General features: G+C 45.6%; 13 protein-coding genes. 4 read left to right on the forward strand and 9 right to left on the reverse strand.

Annotation, left to right across the window (positions count from 1 at the left end):
* Positions 1–85: 85 nt before the first annotated feature.
* Together VEA_RS09345 and VEA_RS09350 are read right to left on the reverse strand one after the other, a co-directional pair.
* On the reverse strand, positions 86–700 hold the full coding sequence (locus VEA_RS09345; protein WP_006741557.1) for an OmpA family protein: 615 nt from the start codon (positions 698–700) through the stop codon (positions 86–88).
* Positions 701–702: 2 nt separating this feature from the next.
* The gene (locus tag VEA_RS09350; protein WP_006741558.1) at positions 703–2,019 is read right to left on the reverse strand and encodes a TolC family outer membrane protein; all 1,317 of its coding nucleotides are present in this window, start codon (positions 2,017–2,019) and stop codon (positions 703–705) included.
* 402 nt (positions 2,020–2,421) lie between these two features.
* Between VEA_RS09350 and VEA_RS09355 the strand changes: the two genes are divergently transcribed.
* Complete coding sequence (locus VEA_RS09355; RefSeq protein ID WP_041852956.1) at positions 2,422–8,577, forward strand: Calx-beta domain-containing protein; 6,156 nt, start codon at positions 2,422–2,424, stop codon at positions 8,575–8,577.
* 72 nt (positions 8,578–8,649) lie between these two features.
* Here VEA_RS09355 and VEA_RS09360 read toward each other — a convergent pair whose 3' ends face one another.
* Both VEA_RS09360 and VEA_RS09365 read right to left on the reverse strand, forming a co-directional pair.
* Positions 8,650–9,843: a class I SAM-dependent methyltransferase gene (locus tag VEA_RS09360; RefSeq protein WP_012841793.1), complete on the reverse strand. Its 1,194-nt coding sequence runs from the start codon at positions 9,841–9,843 to the stop codon at positions 8,650–8,652.
* A 162-nt stretch (positions 9,844–10,005) separates the two neighbouring features.
* Positions 10,006–11,409 (reverse strand): methyl-accepting chemotaxis protein, encoded by a 1,404-nt coding sequence (locus tag VEA_RS09365; protein WP_012841794.1) that lies wholly within the window; start codon positions 11,407–11,409, stop codon positions 10,006–10,008.
* Positions 11,410–11,499: 90 nt separating this feature from the next.
* Between VEA_RS09365 and yccX the strand changes: the two genes are divergently transcribed.
* The gene (gene yccX, locus VEA_RS09370) at positions 11,500–11,772 is read left to right on the forward strand and encodes an acylphosphatase (RefSeq protein WP_041852957.1); all 273 of its coding nucleotides are present in this window, start codon (positions 11,500–11,502) and stop codon (positions 11,770–11,772) included.
* 3 nt (positions 11,773–11,775) lie between these two features.
* Here the strand turns inward: yccX and VEA_RS09375 are convergent, their stop codons facing one another.
* Positions 11,776–12,105, reverse strand: coding sequence for a TusE/DsrC/DsvC family sulfur relay protein (locus VEA_RS09375; protein ID WP_005377396.1), 330 nt, complete (start codon positions 12,103–12,105; stop codon positions 11,776–11,778).
* A 408-nt stretch (positions 12,106–12,513) separates the two neighbouring features.
* On the opposite strand from VEA_RS09375, the gene VEA_RS09380 reads away from it, so the two are divergent.
* Positions 12,514–12,888 (forward strand): chromosome partitioning protein ParB, encoded by a 375-nt coding sequence (locus VEA_RS09380; RefSeq protein ID WP_012841796.1) that lies wholly within the window; start codon positions 12,514–12,516, stop codon positions 12,886–12,888.
* 76 nt (positions 12,889–12,964) lie between these two features.
* Here VEA_RS09380 and VEA_RS09385 read toward each other — a convergent pair whose 3' ends face one another.
* The 4 genes from VEA_RS09385 to VEA_RS09400 all read right to left on the reverse strand — a co-directional run bounded on the left by VEA_RS09385 (position 12,965) and on the right by VEA_RS09400 (position 16,955).
* Positions 12,965–13,627, reverse strand: a complete 663-nt coding sequence (locus VEA_RS09385; protein WP_012841797.1) for a Bax inhibitor-1/YccA family protein — start codon at positions 13,625–13,627, stop codon at positions 12,965–12,967.
* A 250-nt stretch (positions 13,628–13,877) separates the two neighbouring features.
* Positions 13,878–14,627 (reverse strand): amino acid ABC transporter ATP-binding protein, encoded by a 750-nt coding sequence (locus VEA_RS09390; protein ID WP_005377400.1) that lies wholly within the window; start codon positions 14,625–14,627, stop codon positions 13,878–13,880.
* Between the two features lie 23 nt (positions 14,628–14,650).
* Entirely contained in the window at positions 14,651–15,748 is a 1,098-nt protein-coding gene (locus VEA_RS09395) for an amino acid ABC transporter permease (RefSeq protein WP_012841798.1), read from the reverse strand.
* A 1-nt stretch (position 15,749) separates the two neighbouring features.
* Positions 15,750–16,955, reverse strand: a complete 1,206-nt coding sequence (locus tag VEA_RS09400) for an amino acid ABC transporter permease (RefSeq protein ID WP_006743259.1) — start codon at positions 16,953–16,955, stop codon at positions 15,750–15,752.
* Between the two features lie 71 nt (positions 16,956–17,026).
* Here VEA_RS09400 and VEA_RS24450 point away from each other — a divergent pair, with 71 nt between their 5' ends.
* Entirely contained in the window at positions 17,027–17,167 is a 141-nt protein-coding gene (locus VEA_RS24450; protein WP_005396568.1) for a hypothetical protein, read from the forward strand.
* Positions 17,168–17,172 lie beyond the last annotated feature (5 nt).

Genomic DNA, 17,172 nt, shown 5'->3' on the forward strand with positions numbered 1-17,172 from the left:
TGTCTAGCCACAGGTGAAATTGAAAATCAAAAAAGGTCTAGCATTTTGCTAGACCTTTTACTTTTAAACTCAGTTCATTGCGATGTTAGCTCTTAGGAAGTGTCGTGAAAACGGTCCACTCTTTCTTCACTTCACCTTTGTGGCCAATCACCGTTGCGGTGACTCGACGGTTCAACGCATGACTCACTTGGTCGGTGCCTTGTGTTGCAAGTACCGTGTCTCCATAGCCGACAATGGTGACTCTATCTCCACTAATACCATTCATCATGAGTTCTTTTCTAACGTTCTCAGCGCGGCGTTTAGATAAGTCAAGATTGTGTTCTGCAGTACCAGTACGACTGGCATAGCCCTGAATCTCTATCGATGTATTTGGATACTCCTTCAAGAAGTCGGATAGTTCTCGAATTTGCTCCGTAAAGATAGGATTGATCACATCGGAATCATTCGCGAACAGAACTCGAATTTGCATTTCTTGCGAGGAGTCGACATACGAACCGCAGCCATCGTTATCAATCTCGGCACCTAAAGGAGTACCCGGACATAAATCGCGCTCATTAATGACTCCATCAGAATCATCATCAAGATGATCTGCCCACTGATCGGCAATTGGCGTATCAATATAATCATATTCATCGCCTTTATCGGATGAACTGCATGCCGAAATCATCAATGAGAGTGCAATAAGAGTTATGTATTTCATAATTAATACTCCACTTCTTCTAGCCATTCTTTAGGCATTTCAACCCTTAATGCACTCAACAGTTGACCTGTTGCGTTCATCACTCGATATTTGGCGTACTGCTCTGCGTATTTAGAATCTAAGTAGTCTTTACGTGCCTCAAAGAGTTCGTTTTCAGTATTCAATAGATCAAGCAGTGTTCGCTTACCAATGCGATATTGTTTTTCATACGCAATAACGGTTTCAGATGCCGAGTCTACATGATCTGACAGGAACTCTTTTTGCTGTAGGGTCAAATCCAGTGCGCTCCATGAAAGCCTTAACCCTTCTTCAACATTGCGATAAGCACCTTCACGTAAGTCTTTCGCTTTATTTAACTGATAGGCGAAGTTTTCTGAGTTTGCAGCGTCACTGCCGCCATTAAATAGGTTGTAGCGTAGACGTAGCATGGCAAGAGTCTCATCACTGCGGCCTTTTAAGCCATCAGCGTCGTCACGCCATGTTTGTGAAGCTTCAATGGAAATGGTTGGGTAATTAACACCTTTAGATTGTTTGTATTGAAACTTAGCCGAATCTACGTCTGCGAGCGCGACCTGAATGACAGGGTGCAGCTCAAATGCCAAACCTACCGCTTCATCAATGGTGTATGGAATGAAATTCTGATCCGCTCTTGGAAAGCTCAACCCTTGCGGGGTTTGACCCACTAAACGAGTGAACATAGTGTGAGAGTCGTACAAATTATTTTGAGCAGCTGCCAAATTACCGTGTGCTTTTGCCAAACGTGCTTCTACCTGTGTTAAGTCAGCGGTAGAGCCTATACCTGAGTTGACTCGTTTTTTAATGTCTTCGTAAATATCTTTGTGAACCGCCAAGTTATTTTCAGAAAGCTTGAGTATTTCGTAAGCTTTTACTGCGTCTAAATACACTTTGGTGACTTCAAGCGCTTTATCTGATGCATCGGCCAAAAGTTGAAATCTAACTGACTCTGCATCGGCTGCGGTACGATCGATATCATTTAAGGTTGCACTGCCATCCCATATGAGCTGAGTTAGTGTTACCGAAGCTTCCTTTCGAGTGTAATCTGTATCCCCACGTCCCACCTCGTCAGAAGGGTCTAATCCCTCGTAACCAATGCCCGCATCTAAATCAATAGAAGGTAAGTAGGCGCCCGAAGAGGCTTCATTTACGTATTTTCGACTGGTGAACTCGTTAAATGCGCTCTTAATGTCAGGATTGTTTTTTAACGTCAATGCCACGGCTTGCTCTAAAGTTTGACCGAAAACGGGTAAAGACACTATTAAACTACAGCAGCAAGCAATATTTAGTCGGTTCCATTTCACGGTATTTCTCCTAAAAATTCGTGTTGCTTTTTGCTATTTCATCTCATAACTGAGACGAAACATCATAAATAACAGTGCTTGAGTAAGGGATTTATCAACCTACTGTTAAAACTAGGCTTTTGTTTAAAAATTCCAGAATTTCGCCTTTTTAAACCTTAGCACATATGGCAAATGTTGCTCAGCAACACAGCATGTTTAGGCCAGAGAAAAGCTTGAATTCTTAATATCATAGCGTTTCGCAGCTAGCGTAACTCTATACTTTTTGAATAACTCCGCCCCTTGAGTTACCAAGCATCCCACGAGCTGCGCATACAACGAAAAAATGATGATTTTGACTAAACTATAGACGTAAATGTAGGGGTGACAAACTTTTGACTTGGTTTGAAGTGGGGCGAGGTAGATATGGATCGAGTAACTTTGAGCTCATTGATGGGCAACATCGTGGTTATCGGGCTGGATGGGGAAATTAGGACCCTAGAAGAGGGACAACTACCTCAACCAGGAGAGTTAATAATTGATGAGGTATCAGATACTTCTGAGCTTGTGATCGAGCAGGTGACACCACAAGGAAGTTCGATAAACGTAACTGATGATATCACAGCGTTAATTGAAGCAATTGCTAGTGGGGAAGACCCGACTGAGCTGGGTGAAGAGTTTGATCCTGCTGCAGGTGAAGGAAACGGGTCTAGCCCACAAAATACCGGGGCTATAGATCGCACAGGTGCTGAATTACTCGCCAGTACCAATTTTGAGACAGTGGGAACTGACGGAACAGGATTTTCAAGTACTCAGGTAGAGACGCTACTCGATATTTTCCAAATACAACCACCAGAACCAACAGCAATATCAGTTCCTGCAACAGTAATTGTTCAAGAGATTTCTAGCCCAACTGTCAATGAGGGCGATCTGGTTTCCTTCGACGTCACACTTAACCAACCAACAGAAGATAATATCAATATCACTTTTTCTCTGTTCGATCAAACTGCGACTGGTGGATCTACTAACGAGAGCGGAAGTGACTACGTCAACGAGAGTGTTCTCATAACATTTTCCGATGGCACAACAGAAGAAATCTCAGTCGATGACAACGGTATTTTTACTATGTCGGTCCCGTTAGGTGAAAATGGTTTTACGGTTTCTCTCGACTCTATAAATGACTCTATATTCGAAGGTCCAGAAACATTTACGCTTTCTGGCAACACAGAAGAACAAAGTACACCTGCAACTGGGATTGCAACCATTGTTGATGATGGTAGTGGGCCTGGTTTAAGTCCTGATGATGATCGTCCAACGGTAACGATGAGCGATGCAGGGACGATTAATGAAGGTGAGTTAGCCAGCTTTAAAGTGTCTTTATCGAATCCATCAGCTACAGATGTTGAGGTCGAACTAAGTCTCAACCTCGGTGATACAGAAGCCGGCGACTTAGGCTCCTTGGAATACAACAAGGGAAGTGGTTGGGTCACAGTGCCAAACGATGGAGTGGTAACGGTGCCAGCCGGACAGACCGAATTTGATGTGCGTATCGCTTCTATTGATGACGCCGTTTATGAAGGTCCTGAAGATTTCAGCGTGACGGTAACTGGCATTGGGGCGGTGCAAGGCAGCGATATAGGTACGGCAACGATTGTGGATGACGGCAGCGGCCCAGATCCCGATCCGGATGACGACCGTCCAAGTGTGACCATCAATGATGCTGGCACCATTAATGAGGGGGAGACAGCCAACTTCAAAGTCACATTATCGAACGCGTCTGAAGCTGAAACGCAAGTGGAGTTGGGTCTTAATCTCGGCGATACCGAAGTTGGAGATTTGGGCACTTTGGAATACAACACGGGCTCTGGTTGGGTCACAGTACCGAACGATGGTGTGGTGACGGTGCCTGCCGGGCAAACTGAGTTTGATGTGCGCATTGCTTCTATTGACGATGCGGTGTACGAAGGTCCAGAAGATTTCAGTGTAACGGTAACGGGCGTTGGTGCGGTACAAGGCAGTGATACGGGCACGGCAACGATTGTGGATGACAGCAGTGGCCCAGGTCCCGATCCAGACGATGACCGTCCAAGCGTGGCTATTACCGACGCTGGCACCATTAATGAGGGTGAGACTGCGAACTTCAAAGTCACCTTATCGAATGCCTCCGAATCGAGTGTTCAAGTTGAACTTGGCCTCAACTTAGGCGATACCGAAGTTGGAGATTTGGGCACCCTAGAATACAACACGGGAAGTGGTTGGGTTGCAGTGCCAAATGATGGCGTGGTGACGGTGCCAGCTGGGCAAACCGAATTTGATGTGCGTATTGCTTCTGTTGATGACGCCGTTTATGAGGGCCCTGAAGATTTCAGTGTCACGGTAACCGGCATTGGTGCGGTGCAAGGCAGCGATACGGGTACAGCAACGATTGTGGATGACGGCAGTGGCCCTGGACCTGATCCCGATGATGACCGCCCAAGTGTGACTATTACCGATGCTGGCATTATTAATGAAGGTGATACGGCGAACTTCAAAGTGACGCTGTCGAATGCCTCCGAGTCCACTGTTCAAGTCGAGCTAGGCCTCAACTTGAGTGATACCGAAGTCGGTGACTTGGGCACCTTAGAATACAACACGGGAAGTGGTTGGGTTGCAGTGCCAAATGATGGCGTGGTGACCGTGCCAGCCGGGCAAACCGAATTTGATGTGCGCGTTGCTTCTATTGATGACGCCGTTTATGAAGGCCCAGAGGATTTCAGCGTTACGGTGACGGGCATTGGGGCGGTGCAAGGCAGCGATACAGGTACGGCGACGATTGTGGATGACGGCAGTGGCCCGGGCCCCGATCCAGACGATGACCGCCCGAGTGTGACTATTACCGACGCTGGCACCATTAATGAAGGTGATACGGCGAACTTTAAAGTCACATTATCGAGTGCCTCAGAGTCGAGTGTTCAAGTTGAACTCGGCCTCAACTTAGGTAACACCGAAGTCGGAGACTTAGGTACCTTAGAATACAACACGGGCTCTGGTTGGGTTGCGGTGTCAAACGATGGTGTGGTGACGGTGCCTGCCGGGCAGACTGAGTTTGATGTGCGTATCGCTTCCATTGATGATGCGGTGTACGAAGGTCCGGAAGATTTCAGTGTTACGGTAACGGGCATTGGCGCAGTACAAGGCAGTGATACGGGCACGGCGACGATTGTGGATGACGGCAGTGGCCCGGGCCCCGATCCAGACGATGACCGCCCGAGTGTGACTATTACCGACGCTGGCACCATTAATGAAGGTGATACGGCGAACTTCAAAGTCACATTATCGAACGCGTCTGAAGCGGAAACGCAAGTGGAGTTGGGTCTTAATCTCGGTGATACCGAAGCCGGCGACTTAAGCACCTTGGAATACAACACGGGCTCCGGTTGGGTTGCGGTGCCAAACGTTGGCGTGGTGACGGTGCCTGCCGGACAGACCGAATTTGATGTGCGAATTGCTTCTATTGATGACGCCGTTTATGAAGGCCCAGAGGATTTCAGCGTTACGGTAACGGGCATTGGCGCAGTACAAGGCAGTGATACGGGCACGGCAACGATTGTGGATGACGGCACTGGCCCAGGACCCGATCCAGATGATGACCGTCCAAATGTCTACATCGTTGAAGATAGCGTGGGTGTTAACGAAGGTACTGATGCTGTGTATACCGTTAGATTATCGGCGGCGGCCGATATCGATGTGACCGTCAGGTTGAACACCTCAACCGACGGCAGCAACACGGCGGAAGCGGACGATATAGGTAGCTTTGTGGTGACCCTTGCTGATGGTGTGACAGTGGTGAATGCCAACAGTGACAGTGCGTATACCATTCCCGCCGGTGAGAACGAGCTGAAAGTCACTGTGCCAACCACAGATGATGGCGTCTACGAAGGGGATGAAACCTTCACTGTGGCGGTACAAGGTGACACGGGCGTCCTAGGCAGTGACAGTGCGCTGGGCATTATTTACGACGGTGGTAACGGCCCTGGTACCGATCCAGACGATGACCGTCCAAGTGTCTATATTGTCGAAGATAGCGTGGGCGTGAATGAAGGTACTGAGGCTGTGTATACCGTCCGGTTGTCGGAGGCTGCCGATATTGACGTGACGGTAAGGTTGAGCACATCAACAGGAGGAACTAATACGGCAGAGCCTGGCGACATTGGTGCTATTAAGCTGACATTATCTGATGGAGTAACTGTCGTGACCGCCAACAGTGATGGCACGTATACTATCCCAGCAGGTGAAACCGATCTCAAACTGTTTGTCCCAACCACGGACGACGATGTGTATGAAGGAGATGAAACCTTCACGGTTGCAGTGCAAGGTGCAACTGGAGTACTTGGTACTGACACTGCGTTGGGCATTATTTACGACGGCGGTAACGGCCCTGGTCCTGACCCGGATGATGATCGCCCGACCGTATCTATCTCAGATGCGGGTATCGTAGATGAGGGTGATATCGCGACGTTTACCGTGTCATTGAGTAATGCTTCGGAAGGTACAGTCCAGGTGCAGTTGACCTTAAACCCAGACGGAACAGAAGTGGATGATCTTGGCTCGCTAGAATATAACACCGGAGCAGGTTGGGTTGCTGTGCCTGTCGATGGCATCGTAACAGTGCCAGCAATGCTTACCGAATTTGATGTGCGCATTGCGACCATTGATGATGAAGTTTATGAAGGTCCGGAAGACTTCAGCGTGACCGTGACGGGTTTGGGCGCAGTTCAGGGCACCGATACTGGTTTGGCGACCATTGTGGATGATGGCACTAAAACGGATGACGATCGACCAACTGTGTCTATCTCGGATGCGGGTACCATTGATGAAGGTAATTTCGCTACATTTACCGTGTCATTGAGTAATGCTTCAGAAGCCGCGGTCCAGGTTCAGTTAACGCTGAACCTGGATGAAACAGAAGTAGGTGACCTTGGCACTCTAGAGTACAACACCGGTTCAGGTTGGGTAAGTGTACCTGTAAGTGGCATTGTGACGGTGCCGGCAGGTATGACGGAATTTGATCTACGCATCGAATCAATTGATGACGGTGTGTACGAAGGCCCTGAAGATTTCAGCGTTACAGTAACTGGCTTGGGAGCAGTGCAAGGCAGCGATACTGGTCTGGCGACCATCGTGGATAACTCACCACCCACAGCCCGTGATTTCATCATTTCGCTCGATGTTCAAAATGGTATTTTCCCGGTTCAGGATGTTGAGTTTGATGGATTAACGACGTCTGGGGAACAGCGTGTTGAAGATCTCGAAGATGACGCAGTTACTGCAAATGATGATGATATTTTAATTCAGGTCGTTGGCCTTCCTGAACACGGTGAACTGTATTATGTGGATGGAAATGGACAGGAAGTCATTATAGACGAAACCACACAGTTCCCTGAAAACACAGAGGTTAAGTATCGTCTGACTGAAGATTTCTTTGAGGAGCAGAGCTTTGACTCAGCCGATCTTCTTGAAGAACAAGGGAAAGATATCTTGGTTGGTTCTTACACTCCTCCTAACTCGAACTTAACGTTCACTGGAGGTCAGATCACCACCATTGGCAACAGCATCATCTTTGATTCCGACGCTCAGATTTCAGTCGATTTTGCGAATCAACAGGTCGGGTTGGTTGTCGTTTCGCCAAATGAAACGGGTCAGGGTGATGAAATCAGTACTGGTGAATATATTACGTTAGAACTGGATGAGGATTTATCAGCAAACGAAGCGAAGCTGAACTTAGCCAGCCTGAATGACCGCTTCAACAGTGGTAGTGCATGGTTAACGGCATACATCTTCCTAAATGGTGCACTTGTTGATGTTCAGCAGTTTTACTCAACGGATATTACTTATACCAGCAACCACGAAGGTTCTATTACCGTTGCGTTAGCAAATGGCAGCTTTGATGAAATTCGACTTACTCCAGAAACCGATAGCGCGAGTGATAAAGCGGGCTTTACCTTGGTGGGGACTGAAATTACCAGCTTTACTGATGTGAACGATGACTTTACTTATCAGGCAATCGACACTGATGGTGCGGTAAGTAACGAAGCTACGGTAGCGGTTGATTTCGAGAACGTCACGGTAGACGCTGTCACGGCGCTTGGTTATCAAACCATGGCCTTAAATTCGGATCTGAATCTGGTTATGGGGACAGATGGCGATGATATTCTGGTTGGTACTGAAGGCAATGACCTGATCATCGGTGGTTTAGGTAATGATATCTTGACTGGCGGTGAAGGTGATGACGTATTCAAATGGACAGAAATGCAATCCGCAACGGATACCGTGACAGATTTCAGTGACGGGGATCAGCTTGATTTTACCGATGTATTTGATGATATGAGTGGTACGGATATCTCCGCCTTGCTTGATGATCTTGGTTCGGGTGACTATCGCGGCAGTGTGGATGACATTTCCGTTGAAGTGACTGAAAGTGGAGGTAACTCGACGTTGACCATCAACAAAGATGGACAACAGCTAGAGGTTAACTTTGATGGTGCCTCTGCAGCCGATATTGCCAATAGTCTGATTTCTAATCTCGAGCAATTACGAGAATAGATGGCCCAAAAAAAACGGAGCGTTTTTTCGCTCCGTTTTTTTATTTAATAATACGGTAAACTAACACTGTGATTACAGAACTTTACATGCAAAACCTTTCAGGTAGAAACCTTCCGGGTATGCTGTATCGGTTGGGTGGTCAGCAGCTTGTTCAAAGCGCTCCACAAACTTTACTTGGCGGTTAGCATCTACGGCTGCGTCAGCAATGATTTTCTGGAACAAAACTTGATCCATTAAGCCAGAGCACGAATAGGTCAGTAGCGTACCGCCAGGTTTTAGGATTTGCATTGCTAGCATGTTGATGTCTTTGTAACCACGACATGCGCCGTTTAGTTGGGCTTTACTGTCTGCAAACTTAGGTGGATCCATGATAACCACATCGAACTGAGTTCCTTGGTCACGATACTCGCGAAGCAGTTTAAACACGTCTGCGTTTAGGAACACGGCGCGCTTCTTCGAGATATCAAATTCATTCAGTTCTGCGTTGAACTTCGCAGTGTCTAGAGCAGGTTGTGATACGTCAGCGTTTATCACACGCTTTGCATCACCTTTCAGAGCGTAAAGTCCGAAGCCACCTGTGTAAGAGAAGCAGTTAAGAACTTCCTTGCCTTTCACATATTTCATCGCTTGCTGGCGACTATCACGTTGATCTAGGTAGAAACCTGTTTTATGACCGCCAACGATATCTACACTAATCTTTACGCCATTTTCTTCGATGACTACCGATTTAGGTGGCTCTTCGCCGTGCAGTACCCCCGTAGTTTCTTTCAAACCCTCTTTCTTACGTACCGCGACGTCAGAACGCTCGTAAACGCTACAGTCTGGGAAGCACTCAACTAGAGCATCAACAATGGCCTGTTTATTGTGTTCTGCGCCAGCACTGAGAAGTTGACACACAAAGAAGTTTTGGTAACGGTCAATCGTAACGCCTGGCATACCATCAGACTCTGCCGCGATAAGGCGGTAACCCGTAAGGCCATCACGTTCGATAATGTCTTCACGAAGAAGTTGTGCGTCTTTTAATCGTTTTACGAAAAACGCGGTGTCGATTTCTTCTTTATCAAAACTCCAAATACGAGCACGAATTTGTGAAGCTGGCGAATATGCCGCTTTAGCTAGCCATTTACCGTCGTGAGTGAATACATCAACCGTTTCGCCAAGAGCCGGTTCGCCCTCAACTTTGTTGATGCCTCGAGAGAAGATCCAAGGGTGCTTGCGCTTGACCGATTTCTCACGACCTTTTACCAAATAGATAGCAGCTGTCATTTCATTAGCTCTTGTTGAATTTTGAAAGGGGCGTATTGTCCGGGATGTGAATGGTAAAAGCAATATCCCTCGGCAATCCAGTACATTGTAGTGGCTTTTAAATACAAAAAAGGGTCACTAAAGTAACCCTTTTATTTGAACTGGTCGTAACAGATTACGTTGCTACGCTTTAAGTCCAGTAAGGAGCGACTCCATGGTGTCGCTTTGCTTACGCAGTTGATCCACGTTTTGTGAAGTCGTGCTGATCATATTGCACACGTTATCTGCTTGAACTCGAATTTCTTCAACGCTTGAGGCGATATTGTCCGCGACTACACCTTGCTCTTCAGCTGCTGTTGCAATTTGAATGCTACTGTCGGAGATAGTTTGATTTTTATCTGCCAAAGAGCCGATTTCGTGATTCACTTCCGTCATGAGGTTTTGTCCCTCATTTGCATTATTAACTGTCACTTCCATCAGCTTAGTAAGCGACTGACTGTTACGCTGTAACGATTCAATCATCGTTTGGATTTCAACAGTTGCTTGTTGAGTGCGTCCCGCAAGAGCGCGAACCTCATCCGCAACGACCGCAAATCCACGACCTTGCTCACCAGCACGTGCTGCTTCAATGGCTGCGTTCAATGCAAGTAGGTTAGTTTGCTCGGAAATCCCATTAATGGTTGTCACGACTTCATCAATTTGTGCGGCATTAGCATCTAACTCCGCTACTGCTTGAGACGCAGATTGAATCTCATTAGAGAGGTTCGAAATCGAGTGAAGCGTATTCTCTACTTTTACTTGTCCAGACTGAGCCACACTGCGCGCATCATCGGTTTGCGCGCTTGAATCGTGAGCTAATGTCGCGACTTCTCGAATCGTTGATGCCATCTGTTCCGTTGCACTCGCAAGAGAGTTGAGGTGCTCTTGTTGCGTCGCAGAAATATCTGAACTGTGATGAATTGATTGATTCAGGTCTGAGCTAATTTGTTGCATTAACGCCACAGACTCTTGTATCGACAGCACCATTTGTTGCTCTCGTTCTGCAACTTTGTCTATCGTAATAGCAATTTCACTAAACTCGTCGCGAACTGGGAAGAAGTTCATTCTCGCGGTTAGGTCACCATCCGCTAGGGTGTTTAATGCTTTATTCATCGTGAACATTGCGCCGCCGATAAACGTCATGATGTAGTAAACGCCAAGCGCGAGAATAAACAAGCTCACACAGATGATGCTCACTTGAGTCGTTGATAGGGCAGACCATAAAGAAAGTTCATGGTTTGCAACCAAGCTGTACGCACCATTTAGAACAGACACGGATTGCGGACCAGAGCCAAGAGAAACGGTTTCTGAACTAGCTATGAGGTTTGCTACTTGAGATTGAGAAAGGTTGCCTGCCTCTATCAGACCTTTCATAAGCATGAGCTCTTCTTGGTACATACTTGAGATCAACGTATTAGCCGCGCTATTAAGGACGAGAGTGAGAATGACTAAAGCAAGAAGAGGGAGAACGAAGAGCAAATAGAACTTTTCTTGAATCTTTAAGTGAATGAGATACTTATCAATCCAGCGGAATGGAATTTCTTTCATAATTATAGTAACCGTGCAAAAACCCACTATCCTTAGTGGGGTGAATAGACGAAAAGAATATATCACTCAGTAAAAAGAAGCGGTACAAAGATGAACGTAAAGTGTGAGAGATTTATAGTAAAAGGTCACGTTCAAGGCGTCGGCTTTCGTTACCATACTTCCCATCAAGGATTGAAACTGGGTTTGACGGGTTACGCGAAGAACCTAAACGATGGTGATGTTGAAGTGATGGCGTGTGGAACAGGTGCACAAATAGCTGCGTTTTCCGAGTGGTTGAAAGAAGGCCCGCGAACGGCAACAGTAGAGAGTGTGATACAGGAGTCTGCGTCATATAAGCCGTTGCGCGGTTTTAAGATTTTGTAAATTCTACAAGCATTTAGCTGGCTTTGGTAGGCCGGCTAATTTAGTCGCTTGTTTGGCTGGCCCCTTTTTAAACAGCTTGAATAGATACTTACTGTTACCTTTTTCTGGGCCGTGCGCTTTTTCCATTGCTTTGACAAGCATACGCACAGCAGGGGAAGTATTAAACTCTTCATAAAAATCTCGCACAAAGTGCACAACTTCCAAATGAGCATCCGTAAGCTCGATGTCTTCTTCTTTTGCTAAAAGCTCAATCATACCTTCTTCCCATTGAGTATGATCCAGTAAGTAGCCTTGAGCATCAGTTTCAATTTCTTTGCCGTTGTAAACGAACATAACGTTTTATCCGTTAAGTGAACATGGATGTTTATAGATTAGCGACAGGTGAGGATGTTCTCAACAAAAGAATCTCGAAGTAGTGCCGAGCGAAGCAAAAGCGTACAAAATGGTGAGTGCTTTTTGACTGAGCCAGGTGCTTTGATATAAATGCTCTTTTATTCAAATAAATAGGAAACTATTCAGTTTGTTAGAAATTTTTCGGGTTGAGTACCAATAAAATTGCATGGATATCCAGGCTTATTCATTTTTGTTTTGGTTTTTTCTTGGCTACTTGTTTGAATATGGAATTTTATCGGTGAATGAATAGCTTACGACGTTGTGTTTGCTCTTATAGACCGATATTCTCTTGGTTGATAAGCAACCTACATTCAGGTTGTAAACAATAACGATGACAAGGAGTTAGTCATGTCGAAACAACGTTACATTGAAATAAATGACAACGTAAAATCCATTTGGTCTATCGAGCGTATTTGGGATCTCGCGGAGTCCCTACCTGTAGAAGAAATTGCTATTGATGATATCAAAGGCCCTAATGAAGTGACCTGGTTTAGTGATGATGGACCACAGCCAACCTGTCGTGAGATCGCGAAGCATTGCCAACGCATCAACAATGCCGATTTGTCGTATCCCGTAATTTTAACCAATGATTACCGCGTTTTTGATGGTATGCATCGAATCGCCAAGCAAATCATGTTGGGTGAAGATACGATTAAAGTGAGACGTTTTAGAGAAAACCCTGAGGCTGATGAAGTTATCGAGTTAGCAGTCGAACAGGCGTAATGTACTTAACCACTGACAAAGAAAAAGCCCGAAGGAATTACCTTCGGGCTTTTAGTATTCACCTTAGAGCGAACAATTAATCGTCGTTCATAATACCTAGAATGCTTAGTAGGCTGATGAAGATGTTGTAGATTGATACATACAAAGTCACTGTCGCAGAGATGTAGTTTGTTTCACCGCCACGAATAATGCTTTGTGTTGTCATCAGGATCGCCATCGTAGAGAAAATGATAAACAAGCTGCTCAACGCCAAGTGTAACATGGTTGATTGAATAAAGAAGCTTGCAATCATACCCACAACAAGCACAACAAACAGCGATAGCATCAAGCCGCCCATCATAGATAGGTCACGTTTTGTTGTTAGTGCATAAGCTGATGCCGCCATGAAAGATAGCGCCGTACCACCTAGAGCGGTTAATACGATATCGCCCATCCCAGCACCGATGTACATGTTTAAGATTGGACCAATCGTGTAGCCTAAGAAACCAGTGAATAAGAACGTAAACACAAGGCCAAGGCTGTTGTTACGGTTTTTCTCTGTTAAGAATAACAGGCCGTAGAAACCAACCAACATTAGGATGATTCCTGGATGTGGCAGGTTAAATGCCATTGCTACGCCAGCAACGACTGCCGACCATAAAAGCGTCATTGAAAGTAGTGCGTAAGTATTACGCAACACTTTGTTTGTTTGTAGAGCACTTTCTTGTGTTGAAGTGCGGGTAAACATTGGACTGTTCATAATCTTCCTCGATAAGAGACTTTCTTTTAAGTACATTTATGGGATTGAAAGTTCAAAAAATCAAGCCCTAACCATGCGTAACTTAGATAAAATAATAATAGAAATAAGATGTTATGTATTTGGCAACTTGTAACACAATATTACTGCAGAGCAAAGTCATAGTGATTGTCACACAGAACTTTGAATTTAGTAACAAAAAGCACCGACTTCATTGAAATCAGTGCTTTTATTATGCCAGTTGGAAAAGATCTTAGTGATGTAAGATTTGCGCTAGGAAATTTTGAGTTCGATCTGATTGAGGGTTTTCAAAGAAATCAACAGGGTTGTTCTCTTCGATGATCTCTCCTGCATCCATAAATATCACGCGATCGGCAACCTCTTTCGCAAACCCCATTTCATGTGTCACACAGAGCATGGTCATGCCTTCCTCGGCGAGCTCGACCATTACATCCAACACTTCGCGAACCATCTCCGGATCAAGCGCTGATGTTGGTTCATCAAAAAGCATAACTTTAGGGTTCATACACAATGAACGAGCAATCGCCACGCGTTGTTGCTGACCACCAGACAACTGGCCAGGATATTTCTCTGCTTGGTCCGGAATTTTAACGCGTTCCAGATATTTCATCGCGACAGCTTCTGCCTCATCTTTAGGCATCTTCTTCACCCAAATAGGCGCGAGCGTACAGTTTTCCAGTACGGTTAAATGAGGGAAGAGATTAAAGTGCTGAAAGCACATGCCCACTTCACGGCGCACAGCTTCAATATTTTTTAAATCTTCAGTTAACTCCGTACCAGAAACATAGATGCTACCAGCTTGGTGCTCTTCGAGGCGGTTAATACAGCGAATCATCGTTGATTTTCCTGACCCTGATGGGCCACAGATTACGATTTTTTCCCCGCGCTTAACATCGAGGTTAATATTTTTTAGTACGTGAAACTCACCATACCATTTATTCATGTCCTTCAATTGGATCATATAGTCTTGTTGTTGCGTCATAATACGTCCTTGAGCTTGATGAGTTATCGTTTGTGACCGGTATGAAGTTTGTTTTCAAGCCATATCGAATAACGCGACATGCCAAAACAAAATACCCAAAACACTAACGCGACAAATACATAACTTTCAGTAGCAAAGCCTAGCCAGTCAGGGTCTGTGTTTGCTGCTTGTCCTATACCTAGTACGTCAAACATACCAATGATAAGAACCAAACTGGTGTCTTTAAACAATCCGATAAACGTGTTCACGATAGAAGGGATCGTAATCTTCAGCGCTTGCGGCAAGATAATAAGCCCTGTTTTTTTCCAGTAACTTAACCCAAGTGCGTCGGCAGCCTCATATTGGCCTTTTGGAATCGCTTGTAAGCCGCCCCGTACCACTTCGGCCATGTACGCCGAGGCAAACATCACCACACCAATAAGAGCGCGAATAAGTTTGTCTGTCTCTGATCCTTCGGACATAAACAAAGGCAGCATAACGGAAGCCATGAACAGAACGGTAATCAGTGGCACACCACGCCAAACTTCAATATAGACGGTACAAATACTGCGAATGATGGGCATCTCTGAACGTCTACCGAGCGCGAGTACCACACCAATCGGTAATGAAACGACAATACCGACTAGCGCAATAATGAGCGTAACGAGTAATCCGCCCCATTTGTGTGTATCGACCACTTCTAGCCCAAATATCCCACCATATAACAGCCCAGCGATAATGAATGGGTAGATGTTTACGAAGAAAAGCCAAATCCAAATCCGTTTCGGTGTCTTTTCATACGCTAGCAACACAGTAAATATAGCCAATGTGATATAGAAAAGGCGAGGGCGCCACAGTTCAGACTCAGGATAGAAACCGTACATGAACTGCTCCCAGCGCACGCTGATAAATACCCAGCAAGCACCTTCTCGGCTGCAATCGTCACGCGTCGAACCAATCCAGTCCGCGTTGATAAACGCCCAATCAACGATATGCCAAATTGCACTAAAGACAAGATAAGCAAGAATTACGGTAACAATGGAATTGACAGGTCCATTAAATAGGTTTTTCCGCATCCAACCAACAAAACCGACGGTATTGGCTGGTGGTGGGAGATCCGGTTGAAATTGATGAGTACTCATATTATCTCTCCACCAGCGCGACTTTACGGTTATACAAGTTCATTAATGCAGACGTAATCAAACTTAAGGTTAAGTACACGCCCATCGTCATCGCAATGATCTCAATCGCTTGCCCAGTTTGGTTCAGGGTAGTACCAGCAAAGACAGAGACAAGGTCTGGGTAACCAATCGCCATCGCTAACGATGAGTTTTTGGTGAGGTTGAGATATTGACTGGTTAAAGGTGGAATAATAATTCGTAACGCTTGCGGAATGACAACAAGCTTTAAAGTTTTCGCGCGTGGTAAGCCCAGCGACATCGCCGCTTCCGTTTGACCATGGCTAACCGCATTAATACCAGAACGTACAATTTCGGCAATGAAGGAGGCGGTATAAACGCTCAATGCCAAAAGTAGTGCGGCAAGTTCAGGAATAATGCTAATACCACCTTGGAAGTTAAACCCTTTCAGTTCAGGATAATTTAGTGAAATTGGCATACCAGCAAGGAAGTAGACAATCAGCGGAAGGCCAACGACTAAGCCTAAAGCTATTCTTCCCATTGGCGTTTGTTGCCCAGTTAGGCGTTGCTTGTTATTCGCCCATACATTAATCAACAAGCTGGCGATCACCCCGAAGATTAATGCAGCAATAACAAAGCCACTGCCTGGCTCCATTTCTGGTGCTGGAAAATATAAACCACGAACATTCAAGAAGATGGCTTCGCCAAGGCTCAAGCTTTGACGCGGTGAGGGTAATGCTTGAAGAACAGCGAAATACCAGAAAAATATTTGTAGAAGAAGTGGGATATTTCGGAACGTTTCGATATAAACAGCAGCCAAGCGACTCACTAACCAGTTAGAAGAAAGGCGAGCAACCCCCATGGTAAAACCAATCACGGTAGCCAGAATAATACCTAATACGGAGACCAGCGCTGTATTAAGAAGGCCAATAATAAACGTTCTGCCGTAAGAATACGTTTCATCGTATTCAATTAGCGTCAGCCCGATACCAAACCCGGCTTCTTGATTTAAAAAACCGAAACCCGTAGCGATCCCACGAGCATCTAAGTTGTTCAGTGCGTTATTTATAATCGTGTAAAAGAAAAATACCAGTGCAGCTATGGCAATGATCTGGAAAATAGCAGAACGAAAGGCGGGATTATAAATCAAGCTCTTGCTTCCGCTCGGTTTGGACATCGTACTTGGCGATGCATCTTTTGTCGGTTTCATACAGCGATAACCTCAAACCTTAGTTATAGATATCTCCCTGTATAAATAGTCACGTCCTTGCTGGTCGAAGCATGTTTTCACCAGAGCTAAACGGCGATATTCGAGTTGAAATAGCCTATCTAAGCGAATACTTCTTGCCATTCAATGAGCGGTCCTTACTCATACAGATGGATAAAATCAAGAAAAAGGGCGGCATGAACCGCCCTGATTAACTCGT

The organism is Vibrio antiquarius (genome assembly GCF_000024825.1).
Lineage (GTDB): Bacteria > Pseudomonadota > Gammaproteobacteria > Enterobacterales > Vibrionaceae > Vibrio > Vibrio diabolicus.